22 protein-coding genes and 3 pseudogenes are annotated in these 26,302 nt (G+C 40.8%); 21 read left to right on the top strand and 4 right to left on the bottom strand.

From position 1 onward, the window contains the following. Positions 1 to 111 precede the first annotated feature (111 nt). The 8 genes from H9647_RS09235 (at position 112) to H9647_RS09270 (ending at position 8,796) form a co-directional block, all read left to right on the top strand. Complete coding sequence (locus H9647_RS09235; protein ID WP_225229200.1) at positions 112 to 1,224, top strand: hemolysin family protein; 1,113 nt, start codon at positions 112 to 114, stop codon at positions 1,222 to 1,224. Between the two features lie 95 nt (positions 1,225 to 1,319). Beyond that, positions 1,320 to 2,240: an ArsR/SmtB family transcription factor gene (locus H9647_RS09240; RefSeq protein WP_191799490.1), complete on the top strand. Its 921-nt coding sequence runs from the start codon at positions 1,320 to 1,322 to the stop codon at positions 2,238 to 2,240. A gap of 236 nt (positions 2,241 to 2,476) precedes the next feature. Further along, positions 2,477 to 4,207: an ABC transporter substrate-binding protein gene (locus tag H9647_RS09245; protein WP_191799491.1), complete on the top strand. Its 1,731-nt coding sequence runs from the start codon at positions 2,477 to 2,479 to the stop codon at positions 4,205 to 4,207. 84 nt (positions 4,208 to 4,291) lie between these two features. Then, entirely contained in the window at positions 4,292 to 5,248 is a 957-nt protein-coding gene (locus H9647_RS09250) for an ABC transporter permease (protein WP_191799492.1), read from the top strand. A gap of 12 nt (positions 5,249 to 5,260) precedes the next feature. Further along, complete coding sequence (opp4C, locus tag H9647_RS09255) at positions 5,261 to 6,184, top strand: oligopeptide ABC transporter permease (RefSeq protein ID WP_191799493.1); 924 nt, start codon at positions 5,261 to 5,263, stop codon at positions 6,182 to 6,184. Positions 6,185 to 6,195: 11 nt separating this feature from the next. Next, complete coding sequence (locus H9647_RS09260; protein WP_191799494.1) at positions 6,196 to 7,179, top strand: ABC transporter ATP-binding protein; 984 nt, start codon at positions 6,196 to 6,198, stop codon at positions 7,177 to 7,179. Further along, a complete protein-coding gene (locus H9647_RS09265) occupies positions 7,172 to 8,137 on the top strand; it encodes an ABC transporter ATP-binding protein (protein ID WP_318245284.1) in 966 nt (321 codons plus the stop codon). The genes H9647_RS09260 and H9647_RS09265 overlap by 8 nt, the downstream gene beginning before the upstream one ends. A gap of 179 nt (positions 8,138 to 8,316) precedes the next feature. Further along, positions 8,317 to 8,796, top strand: a complete 480-nt coding sequence (locus H9647_RS09270; protein WP_191799495.1) for a hypothetical protein — start codon at positions 8,317 to 8,319, stop codon at positions 8,794 to 8,796. A gap of 89 nt (positions 8,797 to 8,885) precedes the next feature. Here H9647_RS09270 and H9647_RS09275 read toward each other — a convergent pair whose 3' ends face one another. Continuing rightward, a complete protein-coding gene (locus H9647_RS09275) occupies positions 8,886 to 9,806 on the bottom strand; it encodes a hypothetical protein (RefSeq protein ID WP_191799496.1) in 921 nt (306 codons plus the stop codon). Then, entirely contained in the window at positions 9,784 to 10,374 is a 591-nt protein-coding gene (locus tag H9647_RS09280; RefSeq protein ID WP_191799497.1) for an RNA polymerase sigma factor, read from the bottom strand. Before H9647_RS09280 ends, H9647_RS09275 begins: the two co-directional genes overlap by 23 nt. 262 nt (positions 10,375 to 10,636) lie before the next feature. On the opposite strand from H9647_RS09280, the gene H9647_RS09285 reads away from it, so the two are divergent. Then, positions 10,637 to 11,773, top strand: a complete 1,137-nt coding sequence (locus tag H9647_RS09285; protein ID WP_191799498.1) for a zinc-dependent alcohol dehydrogenase — start codon at positions 10,637 to 10,639, stop codon at positions 11,771 to 11,773. A gap of 103 nt (positions 11,774 to 11,876) precedes the next feature. On the opposite strand, the gene H9647_RS09290 is transcribed toward H9647_RS09285, so the two are convergent. Then, positions 11,877 to 13,109 (bottom strand): aminopeptidase, encoded by a 1,233-nt coding sequence (locus tag H9647_RS09290; protein WP_191799499.1) that lies wholly within the window; start codon positions 13,107 to 13,109, stop codon positions 11,877 to 11,879. 212 nt (positions 13,110 to 13,321) lie between these two features. Between H9647_RS09290 and H9647_RS09295 the strand changes: the two genes are divergently transcribed. Continuing rightward, on the top strand, positions 13,322 to 13,588 hold the full coding sequence (locus H9647_RS09295) for a hypothetical protein (RefSeq protein ID WP_318245285.1): 267 nt from the start codon (positions 13,322 to 13,324) through the stop codon (positions 13,586 to 13,588). Positions 13,589 to 13,772: 184 nt separating this feature from the next. Further along, positions 13,773 to 14,579 (top strand): MBL fold metallo-hydrolase, encoded by an 807-nt coding sequence (locus H9647_RS09300; RefSeq protein WP_191799500.1) that lies wholly within the window; start codon positions 13,773 to 13,775, stop codon positions 14,577 to 14,579. A gap of 67 nt (positions 14,580 to 14,646) precedes the next feature. Here the strand turns inward: H9647_RS09300 and H9647_RS09305 are convergent, their stop codons facing one another. Further along, on the bottom strand, positions 14,647 to 15,801 hold the full coding sequence (locus H9647_RS09305) for a serine hydrolase domain-containing protein (RefSeq protein ID WP_191799501.1): 1,155 nt from the start codon (positions 15,799 to 15,801) through the stop codon (positions 14,647 to 14,649). A 376-nt stretch (positions 15,802 to 16,177) separates the two neighbouring features. Here H9647_RS09305 and H9647_RS25725 point away from each other — a divergent pair. The 10 genes and pseudogenes from H9647_RS25725 to H9647_RS09345 all read left to right on the top strand — a co-directional run. Beyond that, positions 16,178 to 16,723, top strand: a pseudogene (locus tag H9647_RS25725) (S-layer homology domain-containing protein); the annotation flags it as partial. A gap of 447 nt (positions 16,724 to 17,170) precedes the next feature. Beyond that, a pseudogene (locus H9647_RS25730) lies at positions 17,171 to 19,684 on the top strand (LamG-like jellyroll fold domain-containing protein); the annotation flags it as partial. Between the two features lie 192 nt (positions 19,685 to 19,876). After that, positions 19,877 to 20,332 (top strand): annotated as a pseudogene (locus tag H9647_RS25735) (LamG domain-containing protein); the annotation flags it as partial. Between the two features lie 204 nt (positions 20,333 to 20,536). Then, on the top strand, positions 20,537 to 21,550 hold the full coding sequence (locus H9647_RS09315; RefSeq protein WP_191799503.1) for an aldose 1-epimerase: 1,014 nt from the start codon (positions 20,537 to 20,539) through the stop codon (positions 21,548 to 21,550). 92 nt (positions 21,551 to 21,642) lie between these two features. Then, on the top strand, positions 21,643 to 23,031 hold the full coding sequence (gene fumC / locus H9647_RS09320; RefSeq protein WP_191799504.1) for a class II fumarate hydratase: 1,389 nt from the start codon (positions 21,643 to 21,645) through the stop codon (positions 23,029 to 23,031). A gap of 168 nt (positions 23,032 to 23,199) precedes the next feature. After that, positions 23,200 to 23,622 (top strand): DMT family transporter, encoded by a 423-nt coding sequence (locus H9647_RS09325; protein ID WP_191799505.1) that lies wholly within the window; start codon positions 23,200 to 23,202, stop codon positions 23,620 to 23,622. A gap of 92 nt (positions 23,623 to 23,714) precedes the next feature. Next, positions 23,715 to 24,188: a DMT family transporter gene (locus tag H9647_RS09330; RefSeq protein WP_191799506.1), complete on the top strand. Its 474-nt coding sequence runs from the start codon at positions 23,715 to 23,717 to the stop codon at positions 24,186 to 24,188. 474 nt (positions 24,189 to 24,662) lie between these two features. Next, positions 24,663 to 25,115: a MarR family winged helix-turn-helix transcriptional regulator gene (locus tag H9647_RS09335; protein ID WP_191799507.1), complete on the top strand. Its 453-nt coding sequence runs from the start codon at positions 24,663 to 24,665 to the stop codon at positions 25,113 to 25,115. Between the two features lie 22 nt (positions 25,116 to 25,137). Further along, positions 25,138 to 25,656 (top strand): GNAT family N-acetyltransferase, encoded by a 519-nt coding sequence (locus H9647_RS09340; protein ID WP_191799508.1) that lies wholly within the window; start codon positions 25,138 to 25,140, stop codon positions 25,654 to 25,656. 182 nt (positions 25,657 to 25,838) lie between these two features. Continuing rightward, positions 25,839 to 26,255 (top strand): MarR family winged helix-turn-helix transcriptional regulator, encoded by a 417-nt coding sequence (locus tag H9647_RS09345; protein ID WP_191799509.1) that lies wholly within the window; start codon positions 25,839 to 25,841, stop codon positions 26,253 to 26,255. Positions 26,256 to 26,302 lie beyond the last annotated feature (47 nt).

The following is a 26,302-nucleotide window of genomic DNA, read 5'->3' on the forward strand; positions in this document are numbered from 1 at the left end:
AGCACTTATTTTGTTTCAGACATCATATATATTATCAAGTCAAGACAGACAAAGAAGGTTAAAAGGAGGTGAACCTATTCACTGTACTTTTACGGTGGATAGGACAATCATTTGGCTGATCCTTTACCGGCAATAGAGCTATTCATGATTATGGCAGTACTTGCGCTGATTAGTGCCATATTTAGTTTTTTTCAGAACCAGTTGATACTTCTTGCCTCAGACCCAGAACCGATCAGATCCATGGATAATACGGTTCTGTCTACATTTGATAAGGTGGGACTGCATTTGCGAGCACATCTTCAGTTCTATGTATATTTATGCAGAGCAGGTACTATTTTACCGTTGATTGCAGCCGGAATGATAGCTGTAGAAAGTAGATCGCGCATCTTTACTGCTGTATTAGTTGTTCTCGTTGTTATTGTATATATGGTTTGCGGCAGTAGTATTTCAAAACTGTGGTTAAGAAGACGTAAAAATAAGCAATCCTCTTCTGTAAGTATTTCTAAATCGGATCATAAGGAAAGTGCGTTACTCAGCCAAAATCTTCTGGAATTCTCTTCAAGGACAGCAAAGGAAATCATGATTCCGCGTACAGAAATGATATGCCTCAATACAGAATGGAGTGTTCATGAAAATCTGAAGACGGCAAGCATAGAGATGCGTACTCGCTATCCAGTATGTAGAGGAGATAAGGATCATATCATTGGATTTGTTCATATCAAAGATTTATTTATGTCAGGAATGGAGGATTATATAAGGACAATCAGACCTATTTTGAGTATCCCGGAATCCACTTCGATTGACCTTTTACTGAAACAAATGAAGGAATCCAAGACGCAAATTTCTATTGTAATTGATGAGTATGGCGGTACCTCTGGACTCGTAACCTTAGAAGATATCGTCGAAGAAATTGTTGGTGAAATTCAGGATGAGTTCGACAATGAACGGCCGCTTGTGGAATATTTGGGTGAAGATGTCTATTCTATTGATGGGTTAATGTTAATTGAAGATTTAAATCAGCATTTTGATCTGTGCTTGGAGGATATTCAGTACGATACGATTGGGGGATGGCTGTTCTCTGAGTTAGAATCTTCCTCTCCTCAAAAAGGAGAATATATTATCAAAGCGGGCTTTCGATATGTGATAGAAGAGATGGAACACTTACGAATTTCTAGAATACTTTTGTCCCCTAAGCAGGATACAAATGAACAAACGGGTACGTAACTCAGCTGTTTTATATAAAGAAATCTTATAAATCGCCAACTATTCCATTACTTCCTTCGAACGTTATAATATAGGGTACGAAGGAGTGTGGAGCAATGAGTTATGATATTACCTTTCGGTTTAAACCGGTATATGAGTTTATGAACAGTCTTCATACTTTTATTTGTCGCAAATCACATAAAAAGATTGAACTCTCACTTAGTTGGGTCAAGCAGACTCAAAGCATGCTGACTACAGAGTACAGTTCTTTACTGCACGAATGGCAAATGGACGACGAGTGGAAGTACGCCTATCTGTTGTTAGAACGAGAAGATATATATACTGCCGAAGATTACATAACCTTTTTAGAAAACACATCAGACAAAGATCTGCTTGACCAGTTCATTTCTCTCTGCAAAGATTGGAATTTTGAAATTCCTGAATTTGAAATGAACAGGTTTAGGGAGAGATATAAGGAACTATTTTACGAATGGAATGAACAATATTTCAAACAGCTTAGTCCTGAGGTGTGTAAAGCCCTTCAAGCAGAATATGCAGTTCGACTTGCTGAAAAAGAGTATAAATCGGCGGATTCATTACTCGATGAAACGACCCGAGGACTCGTGTTTGGCAGGACGGAGGGTCTTATTCGAATTGTGCTCATTCCGCAGTACCATTTTCAGCCGCTCCATATTTTTTGGCATTATGGAAATACAATTGTCTGTCACTATGCAGCACCTATTTACCTTGGGGATGATGCCGTTATTCCTCCGCATGATTTGCGAGTGATTCGTAGTCTGGGGGAAAAAAATCGTCTGAAAATACTTAAATATCTGCACCAAGGACCTCGATCCTTTATTGAAATTGTCAGGCATTTAGAGCTTTCGAAGGGAATTACGCATGATCATATTTCCAAACTGCGCAGCAGTGGACTCTTGTATGCTCATTTTGACGGAGAGAATCTGATTGAATACAGTATTAGATCACATGCGCTGCGTCAGGTGGAACGAAGTTTATTACATTACATAGAAGGTTGAAAAAATTAAAAACCATCAAATTCCTTGTGTGATAAGGGGTTTGATGGTTTTATTTTTCATAAAAAGATAAAAAGTTGAAAAAAACCCATAAAAATAACTGGTTCTCTATTTACAGAACTGCAATTCGTTTCTATAATAATGACTAATCAATAAAAACATACCTGGTTTATCGGAATTATTACTTTTGTGTTTTGTAAGGGCGTACTAAAAAAAATAAAGAGACGGAGAGATGTTTTATGAGAAAAAGGATCGCCTATGCTTCCTCGTTATTGCTTGCTAGCTCGCTTGTGTTATCTGCATGTTCAGGAGAGGGTGCTTCACCTGCCGATACCGGCACAGGTACATCGGTGAATGCTCCGTCAGGTGAAACTCCTGCAGCAACGAATCTGTTAACTGAAAAGGTACCTGCATCTGATCTCAGCAAATTACCTCAAACGGCTGTGCAAAGAACAGACACGGTTATTGTGGGACTCACCGATCCAAGCGGATCGTTCACCCCTTATTTCTCACAAAGCGGTTATGACGGTAACGTTGCTTCCCTTTTGTACACATCTCTTATTACTTCGGATGCTGAGGGACTCCCTATAGCAGATTATGCAGAAAGTTATGATGTTTCTGAAGACGGATTAACATATACATTCCATTTACCTGAAAAAGGTACGTTCAGTGATGGATCACCTCTCACTTCGGAAGATGTTGCATTTACTTGGACGCTTCTGCATGACAAAGCTTACGATGGCGATACCGATATTACACTGATGAAAGTGAAAGGCGGTCTTGCTTACAAAGAGGGCAAGGCAGACAGCATCGAAGGCATTAACATAATCGATCCTTATACGATTTCTGTAACGCTTGAGGAACCCAATGCAACTGCTCTTCTAAATCTCGGCGGTAATGTACTATCTAAAGCTTATTACGGTAAAGATTATAAATTTGGCGAATTGACTTATTTACAAAAACTACATGCTGCTCCGCTGGGTAATGGACCCTACATATTAGAGAAATTCCTGCCAGGACAAGAGGTTCGTTTCACAGCAAATGAACATTATCTGAAAGGAAAACCAAGTGTAGAACGTTTTATCTATAAAACTTCTCAGGGCGATACATGGCAATTCCTAGAAACAGGCGAAGTGGATCTTGCTTCTTATACAGCAACACAGGAAAACATCGATAAATTAAAAGGTCTCGGGTATGTCGATATCCTGCCTTATACACCAAGCACTTATGGATACTTCCAATTGAATCTTGAGAATGAACAGATGAAACAAAAAGAAGTGCGCCAGGCTATTACTCACGGATTAAATCGCCAAGCTATTTATGTAGATGCCAATCAAGGAGCAGGTGAAGTAGCTAACATCCCGGCAGCTCCGATCTCATGGTCTTATACCGAGGAAGGGATTAACCCTTACGAGTATAATCCAGAAAAAGCGAAGGAACTTCTTGATGCAGCAGGCTGGACCGTAGGCGGAGATGGGATTCGTGAGAAAGACGGCAAAAAATTATCCATTCACTATCTTGGTTTCAAAAGTCCGGCAACGGATATTTTTATCGCAGTAGCAAAAGAGAATTTCGCCGAAATCGGCATTGATTTTCAACCCGAAGTATTTGCAGACTTTAACGCTTTAGTATCAAAAGTAGAAAGCAAAGATTATGATATGGCCTCATTCTCAACGCCGATGCTAACGGATCCTTCCGATGGCGTTAATCAATTTATCGATGGCTCTTTGCCTGGCTACGATAACCCGAAAGTAAAAGAGTTATATGCAAAAGGTCTTGCCACGGTAGATACGGAAGAACGTAAAGCAGTGTATCAAGAATTGTATCAAATTCTGAATGATGAATTGCCAGTTATTTTTACATCCTACAGAAAATCGGTATACGCCAACAATGGTAGATTGAAGAACGTAAGTATTAGCCCATACCGTGGCATTGCCCAATCACTACCTGAATGGAAAATAGAACAATAGCATTGCGTTAGAGAAACAAAAAGTTAGCTTATGTCCGACCTAGACCCTTAGGCGGACGTAAGCTTAACAGATAAGGAGCATAACATGAGCACTTACCTTGTCAAAAGACTCACCTACATACTTGTTATTTTGCTAGCTGCGTCATTTCTTATTTTCAGTCTATATGCTCTTACGCCAGGAGATTATGTGTCGAGTAATATCAAGCTAAGCCCAGAACGTAAAGCAGAGCTGCGGGAGTTATATGGACTTGATAAACCGCTACTCGATCGCTACGTCATTTGGATTAAAAACGCACTACAAGGGGACTTTGGTTATTCGCTAGCACAACAAAAACCCGTGTTAACTCTTTTTAATGAATATATTTGGAATTCATTTCTACTTGCCGCCGTGTCGACTTTTCTCACATGGCTCATTGCCGTTGTGATTGGAGTCATTTCCGCTTACAAACAGTATTCTTGGTTTGATACCGTGGTCATGCTGATTATTTTTGCAGCGATGTCCATTCCGTCCTTTTTTATTGGACTTTATTTAATCAAGATGTTTGCCGTTGACCTGAAATGGCTTCCGCCAGGCGGAATGACAACAACGGGTAGTAATGCAACCGGTCTTGCTTATGCCAAAGAAGTGATTGAGCATATGGCACTGCCTGTAGTTGTCATGACACTACTTGGAATCGGCTCACTCACAAGATATATCCGCAGTAACATGATTGATGTAATCAAACAGGATTATATCCGAACAGCGAGAGCTAAAGGGCTTACTGAACGTAAAGTGCTATTTACACATGCCCTCCGAAATGCTCTGCTTCCGGCAATTACTCTCATCGGTTTTGAGCTTCCCGGACTATTTGGCGGATCGTTAATTATTGAAAAGATCTTTAACTGGCCGGGTATAGGACAGCTTTATATGTCATCTTTTTCTTTGCGTGATTATCCTCTGCTGATGAGTTTTACTGTATTTATCGCGATTTTAACTGTCCTTGGCACCTTGTTGTCGGACCTGCTGTATCGACTCGCAGATCCGCGTGTCAAGTTGGATTAAGGGGTGGATCGAATGTCATCAATTAGCGGAGCTACAAAAACAAGTAGAGGGCCTGGAGTAGAGTATAGATCATCTTTATGGCGCCAATCCGTTCGAAAACTATTACGTAACAAACTGGCGATTTTCGGTCTGGTTGTGGTGATCCTGATGTTTCTTATCTGCTTCTTAGGTCCGCTATTCTCTCCTTACGCAGATAACAAAATCAATATGCTGGAGATGAAGAAAGCGCCGAATGCAAAACACTGGCTTGGAACAGATAACTTAGGACGAGATGTACTTACTAGAGTGATGCAAGCAGGGCGTATTTCCCTGACAGTAGGGCTAGCCTCCATGATGTTATCTGTTCTAATTGGAGCGACGCTTGGAGCAGTAGCTGGATATTATAGAGGTGTTGTAGATCAGCTCATTATGAGAATTGCAGATTTGCTGCTAACGATTCCGAGCCTTCCGCTGCTATTTATCGTCGGTGCGCTCTTATCAGAATGGAAAGTGCCTCCAGATTACCGAATGTACGTGGTTATGCTGATGCTTGGACTCGTCAATTGGCCGGGACTCGCCAGAATGGTGCGGGGACAGATGCTCAGCTTACGAGAAAGAGAATTTATGCATGCCGCGACTGTCCTCGGACTCAGGGATCGAAAAAAACTGTTCCATCATCTATTGCCGAATATATATCCGCTTCTTATTGTTATGGCAACCTTAAGTATCGGCGGTGCGATTCTAAGTGAATCGGTGCTGAGCTTTTTTGGATTAGGTGTAATGCCGCCGACGCCAACATGGGGCAATATGATTGATGCTGCGAATAACTTAATTGATTTTCAACAGCATCCATGGCTTTGGATGCCGCCTGGATTCTCTATTTTTATTACAGTCATTGCCATTAACATATTTGGGGACGGTTTACGCGATGTGCTTGATCCCAAACAGAAGAGGTAGGTGAACACCAAATGGAATCGTTACTACAAATTAATCACCTGAAGACACATTTTTACACAGATGAAGGACCCGTCAAAGCAGTGGATGATGTGAGTATTACGGTACCTAAGGGACAAACCGTATGTATTGTTGGAGAATCGGGATGCGGTAAAAGCGTAACTGCCATGTCCATCATGGGTTTGATTGAGGAACCTGGGGGCAAGGTTGTCAGTGGAGAAATTAATTTTATAGATCAAGATCTGCTGAAGATGGACAAAAATGAATTTCGAACGATTCGTGGAAATGACATTACGATGATTTTTCAAGAACCGATGTCGAGTTTAAATCCCGTTATGAAGATCGGTGAACAGATTATGGAGCCGCTTATCATTCATAAAAGAATGAAAAAAGAAGCAGCTAAAAAAAGAGCGATTGAACTCTTGAAAGAAGTTGGGATTTCTCGATCTGAGCAAATTGCAGACTCTTATCCGCATGAACTGAGCGGAGGAATGCTGCAGCGTGTTATGATTGCAATCGCGATCTCATGTAATCCCAAACTCCTCATTGCTGATGAGCCGACAACAGCTCTTGATGTTACCATTCAAGCCCAAATTCTCGAAATGCTCCGTAAAATCAAAGAAGATTCTAATATGTCGATTCTGATGATTACGCATGATTTGGGTGTAGTTGCCGAAATGGCAGACTACGTTGTTGTTATGTATTCCGGCAAAGTAGTGGAAGAGGGCGAAGTGGTTGAACTTTTCCGTTCTCCCAAACACCCTTATACACAAGGACTTCTTAAGTCTAAGCCGGTTATTAATCAACGGCAGGATGAACTTTACTCTATACCAGGACAAGTTCCGAATCCGCTAACCCTTACGGAATCCTGTTATTTCAGTGATCGCTGTGAACACTGCATGCCGATCTGCAGAACGAATGAACCGGAACTGAAAGAAGTAGCTCCACTACAAAAAACGGCATGCTGGTTATACGAGGAGGTGGCTGCTCGTGTCTGAAGCATTACTGGAAGTGAAGTCGCTGAAAAAGTATTTTCCAGTGAAAAAAGGTCTGATGGGCCGAACGATAGGATATGTAAAAGCAGTTGACGATATAAATATCACTTTGTATCAAGGAGAAACTTTTGGTCTTGTAGGTGAGTCTGGGAGCGGAAAAAGTACGGTGGGACGCACCATTTTACGACTTCATGACAAGACGGCAGGAGAGATTCGGTTTCAAGGAAAAGACCTGTATGCTCTATCACCGCAAGAGTTAAGACAGCTTAGACCCAAAATGCAGCTTATCTTCCAAGATCCTTATAGCTCTCTAAATCCAAGGATCCGAGTGGGAGATGCCATTGGTGAAGCTCTCTTAGATCATAAGCTTGTACCTAAAGATAAAATTCGTGAAGTAGTTACTGAGGTGTTAACTTCGTGTGGTTTATCTGCTTATCATTATGATCGATTTCCGCATGAATTTTCCGGGGGACAGCGTCAGCGGATCGGAATTGCGAGAGCCCTTGCCCTAAACCCAGAACTGATTATAGCGGACGAACCGGTATCTGCTCTTGATGTTTCTATTCAGGCACAGATCATTAATTTATTTAAAAAATTGCAAGTCTCAAGAGGCCTCACCTATCTATTCATCTCTCATGATCTAAGTGTTGTTGAACATTTGTGTGATCGCATCGGAGTGATGTATCTCGGCTCCATGGTGGAGATGGGAACTAGGGATGATCTATTTCTTCGCCCACTACATCCTTATACAAAGGCTTTGTTGTCCGCAGTACCTATTCCCATACCTAAGCTTAAGAGAGAAAGAATTGTACTGAAAGGAGATATCCCATCTCCCATGAATCCACCTTCCGGCTGCAAGTTTCACACTCGTTGTCCTTTTGCAGTGGAACGTTGTTCTTCTGAAATACCGCTATTTAGAGAAATTGAGCAGGGGCATCATGTGGCTTGCCATCTAGTGTAGCAGTAAGCCGATACCTCAGATATAATAAAATAAGAAAACCTAAGCAGACCGTTTCCTAATGGAGATGGTCTTTTTATGTAAATATTTTACTTTATTTGAAACATAAACCACGCCAACTGCGTTATATTAATGAAACGTGATAATCACCGCGTTTAAATTAAAGTGAGGCAGGGAGATCAATGAAAAAGTATGTATGCGTTACCAAACTTCATGCTCTATGTTTGCTTGTGTTGGTACTATCTTTAGGGTTTGCTGGTGCCGCTAGCGCCGATCCGGTAAAAGAAGAAGGTGCACTGACTACAAAACCGCCATCAGAAGATACGACCCAGGTCAAAGCTACTTATAAGTATCTGAGTGCTTATACCAGTGATGTTTCGTATTCCAGTGGTGGGAAAGGTTCTGTTTTTGGTAATACGGGGGCATCCGTTACTGCGGATTTTATTGGAATCGACGCTGCCATACAGCGCTGGACAGGGGAAGAATGGGTTGCAGTTACAAGTAAAACTTCTTCTAAAAACACATCAAAGACAGTGAGTCTTAATGAAAGTTTTGCAGCAAGTGCTGGTTATTACTATCGGGTGGTATCCACACATACAGTGAGAGTAGGTTCAGATATTGAAAAAGCAACATACACAAGTCCATCACGTCTGTTAAAATAACTTTTTACTTGGCATTTGCAATTCTACATAGTGAAAAAAGAAAGAAGCTCAGTACATGTACTGGGCTTTTTTTGAATAGTGACGTATGACTAAGGCTTCAGTTCAAAACGATTATTAGCTTGGATTGCATTCGCAGTGGCAATTAAATCTTCTCTTCCAAGGGTACCTGTAATAATGATAAATACAAGATTGTTCCGATAAGCTAGGTGATCGTATTCAGATAAAGAGACGTCATAGAATACAGCAGTAGTTCCATCCTCAAGCGTGATTTCTTCCGGTTCTCCATTAATGCCGATGTGGAAGGATGTATCATCGTTTTCTTTGAACCTTTGATACATTTCAATCGTCAGTGGATTTTCATTACCTTTGTAATATTCAAGCGTCAATTCTTCTGAATGATAGATATGATCAGGGTCAATCGGGTTATTCTGATCTATTAAAAGCTGGTACTCTTTCCGATCGGGAGTAAATGGAACCTCGAAATCACGGTAGACAAAAGTAGCTCCGTCCAAAGCAGTTTCTCTCGGGACCGTGACTCGTTCTAGATCGTGTTTCTCAATCGTTGTGCCGATTGGCAGTCCCGTTCCTTCCACGATTGGGGGAGGAGTAGAAGTTTCGGGGGGAGGAGATGTTAAGGCTCCTGTATTGGCCTCTTCTTTTTCCTTACCCGTGAAACTTAGTATAAAGTCGTCACCAATCTTCTCCAACTTTTCAACAAAAAGCGTGTTAGCTTGAAGTCCTGCAGGAACACTAAAAATCGTTGCACCAAGCATAATGGAAGCTGCAACAACTCCTCCAAGCTGCCATCGTTTTGACCTGCGTTTTCGTTTGCGGATCTTCTGTAGCTCACTCTGCATGTTATTCCAGGATGCCTCCATACTCTCTTTATCTACCGTGGTGGAGGCAGCAGCGGCATTTTCGAAAGCAAGGTCAAAAACATCTTCAAATTCCCTGTCATAGATGTTATTTGAATCGTCAGCAGACTTATTACCGAACTTTTCGCTGCTCATTAGCCGCACCCCACTCTCTATACAGGAGTTTCTTAATTGCTTCTCTGGCTCTGAAAAGACGTTGCTTGATTACATCTTCCCGCAGATCAAGAAGTTCAGCCATCTCACGATAACTAAGTCCTTCTTTCCAGCGAAGCTCAATGAGAGATCTGTACTCTGGTTTCAGCGTCTCCATATAGCGCTCTATGGATTCCTGCATCAGTTTGGTCTCTACCATCGATTCGATGGATACAGAGTTTTGTTGTACGGTCTCTACATCTAAGAAAACACTGTCAGCATCCAAAAGGTTACGATATTTTTTATTTTTTCTTAAATAATTTATTGCTGTATTTTTAGTTACTACTTTCAGCCAAGCTTTTAATTTGATTTCGTTCTCGAATTCGGGTTTGTTTTTGATGATTTTGATGAATGCTTCCTGGATAATGTCTTCAGCTGCAGAGCGATCCTTCACAATGTATACGATAAATCCGTACATCATCTGATAGAACTCATAGTAGATCTCTCTCTGTAGGGATTCGCCAAGATCATTATAGTCCGCAGCCAACAGCAGTTGGATCCGGGTAGACATGATTATCCCCTCTCTAGTACATCTCTCTATTGTCAAACAAGTATTCCATTATTTTACTATAAATTGAGATTATTCTCCATAAATTTAAACTTCTTACTCATAGCTTTTCAAACTCATTGTTCCATGTTTATGTGAAAACCTCTTAAATAAAGAACTGAAATGTCGTGAACTTCGATTTTTCGTTTAGTTTCAGCTGTGATGGTTACTATATAAGCACAAGGAGTTATTGCAATCTCTATTAGGCTAAAGGAGCGTGAAGTAAGTGAAGGCACTAACTTATCAAGGAAAGAAAAAAGTGAAGGTAAAGGAAGTGGCAGATCCTACTTTGCAGGGCGACAAAGATATTCTAGTTAGAGTCACATCAACAGCGATCTGCGGCTCTGATCTTCATATTTATAATGGACTTATTCCCGGTATGCACAAAGACTACGTTATTGGTCACGAACCAATGGGAATTGTAGAGGAAGTATCAAGTGATGTGACACATGTGAAAAAGGGAGATCGGGTAATTATTCCTTTTAACGTTTCTTGTGGAGAATGTTATTTTTGCAAACATGAGATGGAAAGTCAGTGTGATTATTCAAACGAGGCTAAAGATACCGGTGGCTTGCTAGGTTATTCGGATTCCTATGGCGGTTACCAAGGTGGACAGGCAGAACTGTTACGTGTCCCTTATGGAGACTTTATGCCTTTTGTGATTCCGGAAGATGCAGAGATGGAAGATGAGAAGTTGCTCTTCCTCTCGGATATTTTACCGACAGCGTACTGGGGTGTGAAAAATGCAGGGGTTAAGCCGGGAGATACAGTAATCGTATTAGGTTGTGGTCCCGTTGGTCTGTTCACCCAAAAATTTGCTTGGCAGGCAGGTGCTAAGCGGGTTATCGCTGTAGATCATATTAACTATCGCTTAGAACATGCGAAACGGACAAACCATGTAGAAACTTTTAATTTCGAAGAGATCAAAGGCTTTGAAGGTTACATGAAGGAAATTACACATGGTGGTGCTGATGTAGTTATTGATTGTGTAGGAATGGATGCAAAACGAACGGTTGCCGAAAAAGTGGAAACAGCTCTTATGCTTCAGGGAGGTTCTTTAGGTGCATTCCGAACGGCAACGGAAGTGGTTAGGAAGTTCGGTACCATTCAGTTAATCGGGGTGTACGGTGCTAATTATAATATGTTCCCGTTAGGACATCTATTTGAACGTAATATCCAGCTGCGTACAGGACAGGCTCCTGTGATTCACTTTATTCCGGAAATTTACCAGCAAATTAAAACAGGAAAGATCGATCCGACCGATATTATCACGCATCGGATGAATCTGGAAGATGCAGAGCGTGGATATGAAGTGTTTTCGGAAAAAGAAGAGAACTGTCTGAAAGTTATTCTTAAGCCCTAATCATAGTATGAAAAATAAAGGTTGCCTTGGATCTAAATAATAGACCGCAGGCAACCTTTTTAATAGAGTATATTTTGATTATGAAAATCTACATCAGGCTGAATTAGAATGCCCAATTTCCTTTAAGGAAGATCGGTTCTTTTGTGCCGTCAGCGGTAATTCCGTAGATATCCATTTCAGCAGAACCAATCATAAAGTCAACATGTGTTAGACTTGTGTTGAGTCCAGCTGCTGCCAGCTGTTCTTGGTTCATGTTTTTGCCGCCTTCGAGGTTAAAGGCATAGGCGCTTCCAATAGCCAAGTGGTTAGAGGCATTTTCGTCAAATAGCGTATTATAGAACAGAATATTAGTATCGGAGATTGGGGATTGATGAGGAACAAGTGCTACTTCACCCAAATAATGAGAGCCTTCATCAATATCAACGAGATTTTGCAGGGCTTCTAAGCCTTCTTCAGCAGTCACCTTGATAATCCGTCCATTCTCGAATGTAAGTGAGAATTTATCAATTAGATTTCCGCCGTAGCTGAGAGGTTTGGTACTGCTAACTGTCCCATTAACACCTGTCTTCAGCGGTGCGGTAAATACTTCTTCCGTAGGCATGTTCGCTACAAACGTATGTCCCTTTTCATTGATACTGTCTCCTTGGGCCCATAAGTGTCCTTCAGGAAGCTCAATCGTAAGGTCTGTGCCAGGTGCGATGTAATGCAATTTTTTATATTTCTTCTCATTAAGCACTTTTGATTTGTTCTCAAGTGTAGTAATATGCTTCTGCCATGCAGCTACAGGATCGGCTTCACCAATACGTACCGTCTTAAAGATAGCTTCCCAAAGCAGAGATACTTGTTCTTGTTCTGGGGCATCCGGGAATACTTTGGCAGCCCATTCTGGAGAAGGAACAGCAATCAGACACCAGCTGAATTTATCAGCTTGCTGATATGCACGATATTTGGCCATCGCTTTGCCGCGAGCTTTTTGGGCAGCAACAATTCGATTTTGATTCACACCTTTAAGTAAATCGGGATTTTCGGATAGAATATGTAGGACAGCAGCCCCTTCTTCCACCATTTCAGTCATCTCGCCGGCATACCATTTTGGCTCTTTTTCAAATATTTCATCGGAAGCTAGGTCATACTGCATACGAGTGATCTGTTCATCGTTCCATTGAACTTTAATAAAACTAGCGCCAGTATCGTATGCTTCTTTCACGATAAGACGTACAAATTCCCTTGCTTCAACAGGAGCATGAACAATAAGCGCTTGTCCAGGTTGGATATTTACCCCGACTTTAATGGTGAGTTCAGCGTAAGCTTTTAGTTTTTGAGCAAAATCAGACATTGTAAAATTCCTCCATTTCACACGCTATGATATATTTATCTACCTTTGGTTAAAAAAAGCGATGTGATTAGCATGCCCGGATGAGTGAATCCAGACTCTTTCGCAAAGCTATTTTATTATTGTACAATATAAGTGGTAAAAATGAACTATTGCAATTGGTTTTCAAAAAAAGAAATCAAAAAAAGAAATCAGGATTATAAGGAGAGAAAAACGTGAGTTATAACATAATTAGAGCATCTATGCACAGGGATGAAGAGAAACATTGGTTAGGAAACACGGTATTTACGATCGGGGAGAGCAAGACTGAGTATGAGATCTCCTTCTTCAGTAAGAACGGCAAGGATTGGGATTATAGCCTGCATTTCGCGGCTGAACCGGGAGTAGAGGAAGAATTCCTACAACTGGATGCAAGGCTTGAAGAAGATGATGATTTATATAACGATCTTCTAGACGCTGCGATTGATTCTATTCCTGAATAAAGCGAACGAAAAGTGATAAAGCTTGTTCTTAATGAATGGTTGTTCTATTTCTGTGACATGCCGACTATAGATAGTAGGGTGAGTTTTTCTTACGAAAGCACATATTTTCTGGGAACTTGGGAATTCTACAGATGATTGATTGCACATAGGGGGCATTCCAATAAGAATGGGAGGTATCCGTCGCATGGCATCTGATAATCTGATAACGGAAGGCAAGATGGCTCTAGAAGAGGTTGCGCCCGATTTATTGTGTCTGCGAACATTGTTTGTTAATGTCCTTTTTGTCGGAACCCCTGGTTCTAGACAATGGATTCTAGTCGATACAGGGATGCCGGGCTTCGCGAAAGATATTATTGAAATTGCGGAAGAACGTTTTGATGGACCGCCTTTAGCGATTGTGTTAACCCATGGACACTTTGATCATGTGGGTAATGTAATTGAGCTAGAGCAGCATTGGGGAACACCTGTATTTGCGCATACTTTAGAATTGCCTTATCTAACAGGTCTAACGGATTATCCTCCAGCGGACCCTACGGTTGGCGGAGGATTACTAGCTCGTACATCCTTTATTTTTCCTAACGAAGCGATTCATCTGGATGATCGGGTTGATGCGCTTCCTTCTGATCATAGTGTACCGTACGCCCCAGATTGGCGATGGATTGCTACACCGGGTCATTCCCCAGGTCATATCTCTTTATACCGGGAGAAGGATGGGACACTCATTGCAGGTGATGCGTTCATCACCGTTCAGCAAGAATCGCTCTGGCATGTTATTTTCCAGGATAAAGAACTCCATGGACCTCCAATGTATTTCACTACGGACTGGGATGCTGCTAAAACTTCTGTTCAGACGCTTGCTGATCTTAAGCCAGAGCTTGCCATTACGGGACATGGTCATATGATGGCAAGTACAGAACTTAGAGGTCAATTGGATCGTCTTGCTCGGGACTTTGACCGGCTTGCCCTACCGAGACAAGGGAAATACGTCTAATAGATCATGAAATGACGAATAAAGATATCCTATAATCCGGGATATCTTTATTTTTGTTGTGATGAAATTAAAATTGTTCAATGGCAGCGAGGAAAACATTGTTAAAATGGTCTGTATACATATTTTTAAAAGGCTTCTCCAAATCTCGTTCGATCGTAAAATGAATCAATATAATATCATATACCGGATCAACTGCGACAAATACACCGGCTGCTCCCCAGTGAGAGTATGCCTGCTGCGAAAATAAATCTCCGCCATCTTTTTTACTTCCATTAATACTCCAGCCATATCCCCAGCTTGCTTCTGGAAAGGTTTCATCTCTGTAGACGGAGGAGACCCCTGGAATATGATTTTTTGTCATTTCTTTTATGGAAATGGGAGAAAGGATCCGCTGATCTCCATACGTACCTTTATTGAGAAACATCTGAGCAAAGACAGCAAGGTCCATGGCACTGCTATAGATACCAGCTGAAGGGGAGACCGATTCTATCATCTCGTCTGTTTCGAGCCACTCAGCACAAGGGTCTTCGGGTGATCGTTTCACAATACGATGACGTTCCGTGTGGGGGACTTTGAAATAAGAATCATTCATCCCAAGCGGCTCAAATAGTTCTTGCTTAACGAAGTCTGGATAGGAGATTCCGCTGACTCTGCGTATGATGTCTCCAAGTAGATCATATCCAAATCCAAGGTAAGACATAATTTCACCCGGCTTGCTGGATAAAGGAGCGCCGTATCTCATATGGAGGTACTCATGGAAATAAGGTTCTTCTGATTCTTCGCACGGAGGGATATCGATCGTTGATCCATCCCCTCTCGCGTAAGTATAGATGTCTTCTGCATTCATTCCAGAAGTGTGAGTAAGCAGGTGATGAATTCGCACATTTTCTTTTCCAAGTCCTTGAAATTCGGGTATGTAGTCAATCACCGGTCGATTAAGTCCGATGAGCCCTCGTTCAACGAGTATCATAATACAAGTAGCAGTGAACACTTTAGTAATCGAGCACAAGGGAAATAAAGCATTAGCAGTTAACGGTGGCGAATCGGCAGCGGGTGTGAGAGTTCCGAACGCTTGGTGAGAGACAATGATCCCTTTTCTTGCGACAAATATGACCTCGGCAGGGGTAATGTTGTTGTCAACCATCTGCTTCGCATAGGTAGTAGCGTAAGCTATTTTTGATGCAGACATTCCTGCTTCTTCTGGTGATCCATTACGTAACATCGTATTCACCTTCCTTTTATAGAAATATAATCCAGATTATATAGTATATAGAGTTAAGAATTAATAGACAAGTAAAATAATTCATATATTTGTTAGCTTCTATTGGTAGATAGTGTGTTCCTCATTTTCGTTTAATATATTGTAGCATTGACGAAATTTGGTAAATGAAGTTAGAATACAAATGTTAACTAGTTAGGATATGTATTAACAATGCGATTAATGGGGCGTGGTTTATGGTCGGTATAGGTGGTGGATAAGGAAGAAGCCATTCTGAGGCTGGATTGTTGTATTCGTTTACAAAATAAAGAGAAACATGCTTGTCATACCTTATAGGGAGGACTTTAATGTGAAAAAAACTTTTTCGAAATATGTAGCTATGATTCTCGTATTTGCTTTGCTTGTACCTACTAGTATCTATGCAGACAGCTCGGATACATCCCGAACGAAGACAGATGTAAGCGGTCACTGGGCGGAGGAATCACTTGAATCCTGGATTCAGAATGGAATCATTCAAGGTTACGGAAATGGCGTATACAAGCCGAATCAAGCCATAACAAGAGCAGAATTAATAACTCTTATTAATCGTACATTTAACTTTGTCGAGGTATCTGGCAGCGATGCTTTCTCAGATCTATCTGCTGATAACTCTTATTACAACGATATAATGAAAGCGGTTGCCGTTGGGTATGTGAAAGGATATACGGATGGCACAATTCGTCCTGATGAGCTTGTATCACGACAAGAAGCTGCTGTAATGCTTAGAAATGTGTTCGAATTATCACCTGAAGAAAGTAATAGTTCGCAGCTTACTGATTTGAGAGGGCTTCCAGATTGGAGTAAATCTGCAGTCAAAACCCTGTTGAATTCAGGCTATATTACTGGATATCCTGATCAAACCTTTAGACCTGCTAAATCCATTACGAGAGCGGAAGCTTTGGTATTGCTAAAAAATATTTCAGGAGAAATTCTTAACAAAGAAGGTACATACTCCGGCGTAACAGCAAGAAATGTACTTATTAACCACTCAGGAGTTACACTGAATAATTCAACAATTGAAGGAAATATAGTTCTGACGCAAGGTATTGAAGAGGGTGAAGTAGTACTAGATCAAGTCACAGTCAAAGGTGATGTTATTGTCGCTAGTGGTGGAACTGTTCATTTGAATGGTGAATTTGGGACGGTCGAAGTAAGATCATCAAATCATCCACAGGTGAAACTAGTAAAAGGAGTGATCCAAAAGCTGATATTGAATCAGCAGACGGAGCTTCATGTAGAAGAAGGTGCAGTTATCAATGAAGTTGTGATCGACGGAAATCTAATGATCACGGTGACGGGTAAAGGGGTAATCAAAACGACGGACGATCGAATTATACGTAAGGACAACGTAACATCTATACCGGAAGCAGGAGTTCCAAGTCAACCTTCCGTACCAAATCCATCACCAAATCCATCAACAGACCCATCAACAGATCCGGATCAATCTCCTGCACCTACATTCAAGAATGTATCGGTCCATGATCCTTCGATCATTAAAGACGGAAAAGAATATTATGTGTTTGGGTCTCATATTGAGGCAGCTAAATCGACTGATCTGATGAACTGGACAACGTTCACGAATGGATATACAACCCCTAACAATGTTCTGTTTGGAAATCTTTCAGAAAATTTGAAGGGCTCATTCGCTTGGGCTGGTGAAAATGACTCAGATAGTAAAGGCGGTTTTTCCGTTTGGGCACCGGACGTGTTCTGGAACGAAAATTACATCAATAAGGACAATACAAAGGGTGCCTATATGATGTACTACAGTGCATCATCCACCTATATCCGTTCCGCGATTGGTTATGCGGTATCTCAAAACATCGAAGGACCTTATGAATATGTAGACACGATTGTTTACTCAGGATTCACTAAAAACGATGCTAAAGATACAGATAGTCAAGTCAATAAAAAATGGACAAATACCAATATCAAAACATTGGTTGACGAGAAGCTTTTGAGCGGTCCAAATGAACAATGGTTTAAAGCAGACGGATCATTCAATAACAGCGTGTATCCTAACGCGATTGATTCCACCTTATTTTATGATACAGACGGTAAGCTGTGGATGACCTATGGTTCTTGGTCAGGCGGTATTTTCTTACTCGAACTGGACCCGCAAACGGGGAAAGCGATTTATCCAGGAGAAGATGGAATAACTGAGGATGGACGAATCATTGATCGTTATTTTGGTACGAAAATTGCCGGCGGTTATACAAAATCCGGAGAAGGTCCGTTTATTGTCTATGATGAAGAGACGGGATACTATTTCTTGACGGTTACTTACGGCTGGCTTGGGGCTGACGGTGGATACAACATGAGACAGTTCAGATCGAAGAATCCAGACGGTCCGTATGTGGATGCTGAAGGGAAAAATGCAGTATTGCCAAGTGGCGCGGAAAATGAAACTTATGGCATTAAGATGATCGGTAACTTCCTCTTCAAGAGAGAGATTGGTGATCCGGGAACAGGTACAGGTTATGGTTACGTATCTGCTGGTCATAACTCGGTATATTATGATGAAGAGACAGGTAAACAATTCTTGTTCTTCCATGCTCGCTTCCCGCAAAAAGGAGAAGCACACGAGCTTCGTGTTCACCAAATGTATAGGAATAAGGATGGTTGGCCGGTAGTAGCTGCTAATCGCTATGCGGGCGAGACGCTTTCGAAATTGAATACAAAAGATATCTCAGGCGAATACAAATTTGTGAATCACGGTTTAGCCTATTCCGGAGATATTACAAATTCAGTTGATATTAGTCTGAATGAAAATCAAACGATATCTGGAGAAGTAACTGGATCTTGGAAATTGAAGGATGATTTTTATGCAGAACTTACTGTAGATGAAGTCACATATGATGGAGTTTTCGTGAAACAATGGGACGAAACTTTGCAGAAGGAAACGATGACATTTACGGCCATTTCAAGTGCGGGAGAAACGATCTGGGGTATTGGACAGCCTGAGAAAACAGATCAAGAGGTTGTAAAGGATGTGGAGCAGGCGCTTACATTAGGTAATACATCCAATGTTTCTTCAAATCTTGCACTTCCTGTAAAGGGAGCGCGCAACACTCAAATCTCTTGGAAGACGTCTGATTCAAGCGTTGTGTCTGAGACAGGAGAAGTGAACCCTCCAGAGGTCGGTGAGCAGAATGTAACGGCAACACTTACGGCAACCATCTCGAAGGGCAACGCCGTAGTGACGAAAACATTTGATATTGTAGTAGCACCGGTTGACGCTTCATATGGTCTAATTGCGCAGTATTCTTTTGAAAATGATCTATCCGCTTCAGTCGGTTCTTTTGGTGATGGATCGATAACGGGAGATCGCATCGATAACACAGGTGGTACAATTACTTTTGATAAGGGTGTCGTAGGAAACGGAGCTATATTTGACGGAAAATCGGGTATCAAGCTTCCGAATGGTTTAATTGAAGGGAAAGAGTATTCTGTATCCATGTGGCTGAAGCCTTCGCAGATCACACAGTATACTCCGACTTTCTTTGGTGGATCAAACAAGAGTTGGATCAGCTTTGTACCGCAAGCAGGAGATAATACGACAACACTATGGTCTGGTGAGAATTGGTATAATGCATCCATCGGATCAAGAATTCGTACGAATCAGTGGCAACATATTGCATTCTCTGTTGATAACGGATTTGTAAAAGTATTTGTGGGTGGAAAAGAAGCTTACTCAGGCTCAGGTTTCCCGGATGTGTTTACGACCAAAGATGGGGTATTCAGTTTAGGTGTTAACTTCTGGGATACAGCATACAAAGGAATGTTGGATGAACTCCGTATCTACAATGTTGCTATTACTGCGGAAGTGGCTGCAAAACTAGCTGAGGACTTACCAAAAGAGGAACAAGGCGAAGCTGAACTCTCCGCTGAATTCTCTTTTGAGGACAAGTTAACCGATACCAAAGGCGACTTTGGAACCGGAACGGTCATCGGAGAAAAAATTGGTAACCCAGATGGTGGAACAATCTCATATAAAGATGGGGTAAAAGGGAAAGCAGCCGCATTTGACGGGAAGTCAGGGATACTTCTTCCGAGCGGGCTCATTTCAAGTGACAGCTATTCCGTTACAATGTGGGTATATGCAGATAAATTGAAGCCTTACACTCCCGTGTTCTTCGGAGCACAGTCGAATAAAAACTGGATTAGTATGCTCCCGATGGGACATGACGGAGCAAAAAACAACGCGATGTTGTGGTCAGGTGAAGCGTGGTACGATGCCATAGCAGATGTAAAAACACCGCTTCAAAAGTGGACTCACTATGCATTTACGGTGAATGGTGATGCCGTTACCGTATATGTTGATGGAGTAGCGAAGTATACGGGCAAAGGATTCCCCGATATTTTTACAGATAATAAGGGAACCTTCAGTCTAGGTACAAACTGGTGGGATACTCCTTTCAAAGGCATGATTGATGAACTGCAGATTTATAAAGGGGCAATTACTCCAGAAAAAGTCGCAGAACTTGCTTCATAATATTCTTCATGGGTAATAACCAATTAAGCACTTCTCAGGAGGAGTGCTTAATTGGATTTCTATATGCGAAGCCTTCTCTATTAATTGTTCCTATGAAGGCTCTATGATAGAATTTTTTTGTAGAACATGATATATTCGTCAAGAGAATAACATTGCTTCATACTAGATATGAAAGCGCTACATATAGGAGGCGTTGAAGAAACGATGGTACAAGATACGCATACGGCATATGAAGGAACATACGGTAGTTTTGCTGCTATTATTTTGAAGTCAGGCCCTTATGAAGCTAAGATGATCCCGGAAATCGGGGGGAATCTAGTTTCTTTTCGTGATGTAGAGCGAGGTCATAGTTATCTGAGAGAACCGGGTGAAGATCACGCGGAGGAATTAAAAGAGAACCCAGGAGTATTCGGGATTCCTGTACTCTTTCCGCCGAACCGATTCGAGGATGGTAAGTTTCCTTGGAACGGCAAGGTATATCATTTGCCAATTAATGAAGAAGCAACAGGCAATCATCTGCATGGATTTATGCACTACATACCGTGGCAGGTCGTAAGTTTTGGTGCAAATGAGCAGGAGAGCTTTGTTGTTGTAGAACAGATCGTACGAGAAGGACATGAATTTTATAAGTATCTCCCGTTTGAATATACGATCCGTCTTCGTTATACACTCAGTGGGCTAGGACTTCAGCAACAAGTTACCATTATAAATGAAGGTAAGGAATCCATGCCTAATTTACTAGCATTTCACACGGCAATTAAGGCGCCATTTGATGAAACAAGCGAGGCTGCTGACTATAAAGTCAAAGCGACGATTGGTCAGCGTTATGAGCTGAATGGTCGAAGTTTGCCAACAGGCAACATACAGCCTTTATCTAAAGAGGAAGAACTCTTAAAGACAGAAGGAGTGAATCCTTATTTTGAAGCGATGGATAATCACTATACTTCTGAGCCTCAGAATGGACGTAACTACATGGAACTTACGAACACAAAAACAGGAGATACCCTTGTTTATGACGTAGGTACTTCATACAAGCACTGGATGATCTGGAACAACAATGCGAGCAATCAGTTTTTCTGTCCAGAACCACAGATGAATCTCGTAAATGCACCGAATGTAACTGGAAAATCAAACGAGGAAATCGGGCTTATAGCACTAGAACCAGGCACTGTTTTTGAACAAGCTAGTCGGTTGTATGTGGTAAACAGATCACTATAGTTAGCCGGGCAGCAAAGATGATTGGCTAATCAAGCTTTTCTTCATAAAAATAACTTATGAACCCATAAGATTCGGTGAAGGAGGAATTGCAAATGGATTTCCGCATTGAGAAAGATACGCTAGGTGAGATGAAGGTTCCCGCTGATCGGTTATGGGGTGCGCAAACACAGCGCAGTAAAGAGAATTTTCCAATTGGTCAAGAAAAAATGCCGCTTGAAGTCATTCGTGCGTTTGCGATATTGAAAAAGAGTGCTGCCAAAAGCAATCTTCAGCTTGGCAAACTCTCAGAGGATAAAGCAGCAGCCATTGTTTATGCAGCCGATGAAATTTTGTCTGGACGAGTAGATGATCATTTCCCGCTTGTTGTATGGCAGACTGGAAGCGGTACGCAGTCCAATATGAACACAAACGAAGTGATTGCAAATCTCGGTAATCAGTGGCTTGCTGAACAAGGTAAGGAAGAACGCCTTCATCCGAATGATCACGTGAATATGTCACAAAGCTCTAATGATACATTCCCTACAGCACTTCATGTAGCAGGTGTTATTGCAGTGGAAGATGAACTGCTGCCGGCTATTCAATTGCTAAAAGGAACACTTCATCAGAAATCAGAAGAATTTATGGATATCATTAAAATAGGGCGTACCCATCTGCAAGATGCAACCCCGATTACACTTGGGCAGGAAATCAGCGGCTGGGAAGCGATGCTTGCCAAAAGCGAGCGCATGATTGCAGCTAGTGTGGAGTCGATGAAAGAGCTTGCTATTGGAGGAACTGCAGTAGGTACGGGAATTAATGCTCATCCTAAGTTCGGCGAGATGACAGCTGAAGAGATTAGTAAAGCGACAGGCAAAAACTTTACTTCTGCTGAGAACAAATTCCATGCCCTCACAAGTCATGATGAAGTGGTCTATACCCATGGTGCCGTCAAAGCACTCGCTGCCGATCTGATGAAGATTGCAAATGACGTACGCTGGCTGGCAAGTGGACCTCGCAGTGGTCTGGGGGAAATTTCAATACCTGAGAACGAGCCGGGAAGCTCCATTATGCCAGGAAAGGTAAATCCTACACAGAGTGAAGCACTTACTATGGTCGTTGCACAAGTGATGGGAAATGACGCTTCTATAGGTTTTGCGGCAAGCCAAGGTAACTTCGAATTGAATGTGTTTAAACCCGTTATTATCTATAATTTCTTACAATCAGTGCAGTTGCTTGCAGACTCGATTCGCGCATTTAATGACAAATGTGCCGTTGGTATTGAGCCGAATAGAGAGGCAATTAAGCAGAACTTGGATAATTCCCTCATGCTAGTTACCGCACTCAATCCGCATATCGGTTATGAGAATGCAGCGAAGATTGCAAAACATGCACATAAGAATGGTCTGACATTAAAAGAAGCGGCACTTGCGTCGGGGCTTTTGACAGAAGAACAGTTCGCAGAGTATGTTGATCCATCGAAAATGATTGCTCCAAAAGCATAACCATGAATAAAAGCAAGGAAATGTACAGATCAGGCTTTGTACATTAATAAAGGACTAGAAACCTTATCGGTTTCTGGTCCTTTTCTTATTGGGTTGCCTTTTTTCATAGCGAGCCTGTATGATTAGACATGCTGAAGCGTATCTTTTGGACAGAAGGGAGTACGGAAATTGAAAGGAATTTTATTTGCCATTTTGGGTGGGGCATGTATTACATTGCAAGGAATAGCGAACACCCAAATTAGTGAAGACATGGGAACGTGGCAGGCTGCTGCCATCACACAAACTACCGGGTTTGTGATTGCATTAATCATTATGCTGCTTGTGCGTGAAAGAAATTTCGGTGCAATCAAAAAGGTGAATCCTTTATACATAACGGGTGGCCTGATGGGAGCAATCATTATTTTTAGTGAAGTGACTGCGATCCAAAAAATCGGTGTAACCCTCACGATATCTACCTTGCTAATTGCCCAGCTTAGTCTCACTTATCTAATAGACATCAATGGTTGGTTTGGGGTAATGAAGCGGAAAATTACCATTCCGCAGCTGCTTGGGATTGCGATGATGATTTTGGGAGTTATTATTCTTAAGTGAATCAATTTCATAATACCTTTTTATCGTTTTAATGAGTTATGAAATTGATTTGAGTTGTAATGTAATTAGACTTTGAAAGGACCTTTTATTATATGACACTAGGTATTATTATAGCTTTGATAGCAGGCTCGTTTGTAGCGATGCAGGTTGTTTTTAACAGTAAAATGGGTGAGCATACAGGTTCCTGGCTTACAACGACCATAGTACTTGGACTTGGGGCAATCGCTTCTCTTGCGATAAGTTTACTGGTTGAAGGAACGGGTGGATATCATTTGGAGAACATGAAGGGATGGTATTGGATCAGCGGAGCCATCGGGGTAGGTGTGGTATTTAGTTTGATGCAGGGCATCAAGTTACTCGGGCCTACGTTTTCGACATCTATTGTGCTCACCTCTCAGTTAAGTTTTGCGCTATTATGGGATTCGCTTGGTTTTTTTGGACTAGAGAAAATTGAATTTACGATGAATAAATTGATTGGAGTTCTCGTGATTATAGGAGGAATTCTTGTCTTTAAATACGGAGAGCGTCTAAGCCAAGTACGGAATTCACCAAAACGGAGTAAATAGGGAAGCAGAATGCACTTCTAAACGAGCAATTCTACAATACAACAGGAAATTCACGGAACGGAGTAACACTCAAAGCGGAAAACTGTACTATATATTAACGTGATGCTAAGTTTGAAGCGAATCCTACAGTATCGACTTGCGTTTTTTAGTTAAAATAATTAAGTTAATACTTGAACAAACTGACCGATTTTTTGGTCAGTTTTTTAATGTTTGCTGTCAGGTATCATGAGGTATATATCAAATTCAGTCTGATACAAATGCACTAGGTTTCTATACCGAATTCATATGATTTCAAAATTAGCTGCGATGGTGAGAATCCAATAACACCAGGCACAGCTATACAGGGATTAAAAATATATTTTCATTTACTCATTTGCATTCTTGTTTATGTTGCAAATGCAATAAAGTTGAGTTAAATTAATATATATTTATTTTTGTTGCAAATACAACAAAATATAAGCTAAGGAGCTAAATATGAAGGGAATTCTTCGTGAAATAGGAATGATCGCAAGAGCTTTAGATTCAATAAGCAATATAGAATTTAAAGAGTATGACCTTACAAAAGGTCAATATCTATATCTTGTGCGTATATGTGAAAACCCAGGAATCATCCAAGAAAAGGTAGCTGAGATGATAAAAGTAGATCGAACAACAGCTTCACGCGCTATAAAGAAATTAGAAATCAATGGCTTTATTGAAAAGAAAGAAGACAATCATAACAAGAAAATAAAGAAACTATTTCCTACGGAGAAAGGGAAAAATATTTATCCTTTTATCATAAGAGAAAACGATTATTCCAATAAGGTTGCACTATCTGGGTTTTCCGAAAATGAAGTAGAGACGATATACAATTTACTGCAGAGAGTCAGGGAAAATGTAGAAAAAGATTGGGAGTTCGTTAAAAAAGGCAACAAGAGAGAGTATTAACAGACTGCTAGGAGGAAATAAAATGACAACCATAAACACAAGAAAATGTACAATTGAAGATCTAGAAATACTTCGGGAAATAAGTGTGGAAACATTTAAAGATACATTTGAGGATCAGAATTCTTCTGAAAATATGAAAACCTATTTAGATAGAGCATTTAATTTGAAACAAATAGAAGAAGAATTAGTAAATGAATTTTCGGAATTCTATTTTCTCTATTTGAATGAGGATATCGCAGGGTATTTAAAGTTAAACACGAATGATGCTCAATCTGAAACGATGGGAAATGATTCACTAGAAGTTGAAAGGATTTATGTGAGAAAAAAATTCCATAAACAGGGGCTAGGTAAATTCCTCATAAATAAAGCGATCGAAATAGCAAAAGAACAGAACAAAGATAAAGTCTGGTTAGGCGTTTGGGAAAAAAATGAGAACGCCATTTCCTTCTATAAAAAAATGGGGTTTGTTCAAACAGGAGCTCATTCTTTCTATATGGGTGATGAAGAACAAATAGATCTTATAATGACCAAATTACTTTAATAACATTTTACTGTTTAAAAAGTGTAGTCAAGTGAATTAAATCCAACTGATAGGAAGTCAGTTGGATTTAATTTGTACATACATCAAAACTGTAATCCATATTGAAAAGATCTAATTCGAAAAACTTGCAACCATTTATCTTCTAGTGTAAGATAAAATCATTCTGAAATCAGGTGATAAAATTGAATTATCAAGAATTAGCAGAAGAGTTTTTAGATTTTATGGTGACGGTAAAAGAAGGACCCATGCCACCCCCTCCTGATCTTATGGAATTTTCTAGAGGAGAGATGGGGATTTTAGTTTATTTGGTTCATTTGAAAGACGGTGTGTCAGCTGGAGAGCTAAGTAAGAATTTGAAATTGACGACGGGCCGAATTGCAGCAGCACTAAAAACATTAGAAAAAAAGATGTATATAGAAAGGAGAACAGATCCGTCTGATGGCCGCAAAGTGTTGGTTTATATAACAGCACTCGGAAAAGAAATATCACAAAGAAAAAAGAAAGAAGCCCTTGCTCATTTCACAAAAAATCTAGAAAAGTTAAGTATCGAGGAAGCTGAAAATTTTGTTCAGCTGTTGAAAAAATTTATCACTCCTTAGAGCAGTTATTAGACTGCTTTTTTTATCACAAAAATATCTTACACTAG

This window comes from Paenibacillus gallinarum, assembly GCF_014836635.1.
GTDB classification, from domain to species: domain Bacteria; phylum Bacillota; class Bacilli; order Paenibacillales; family Paenibacillaceae; genus Paenibacillus; species Paenibacillus gallinarum.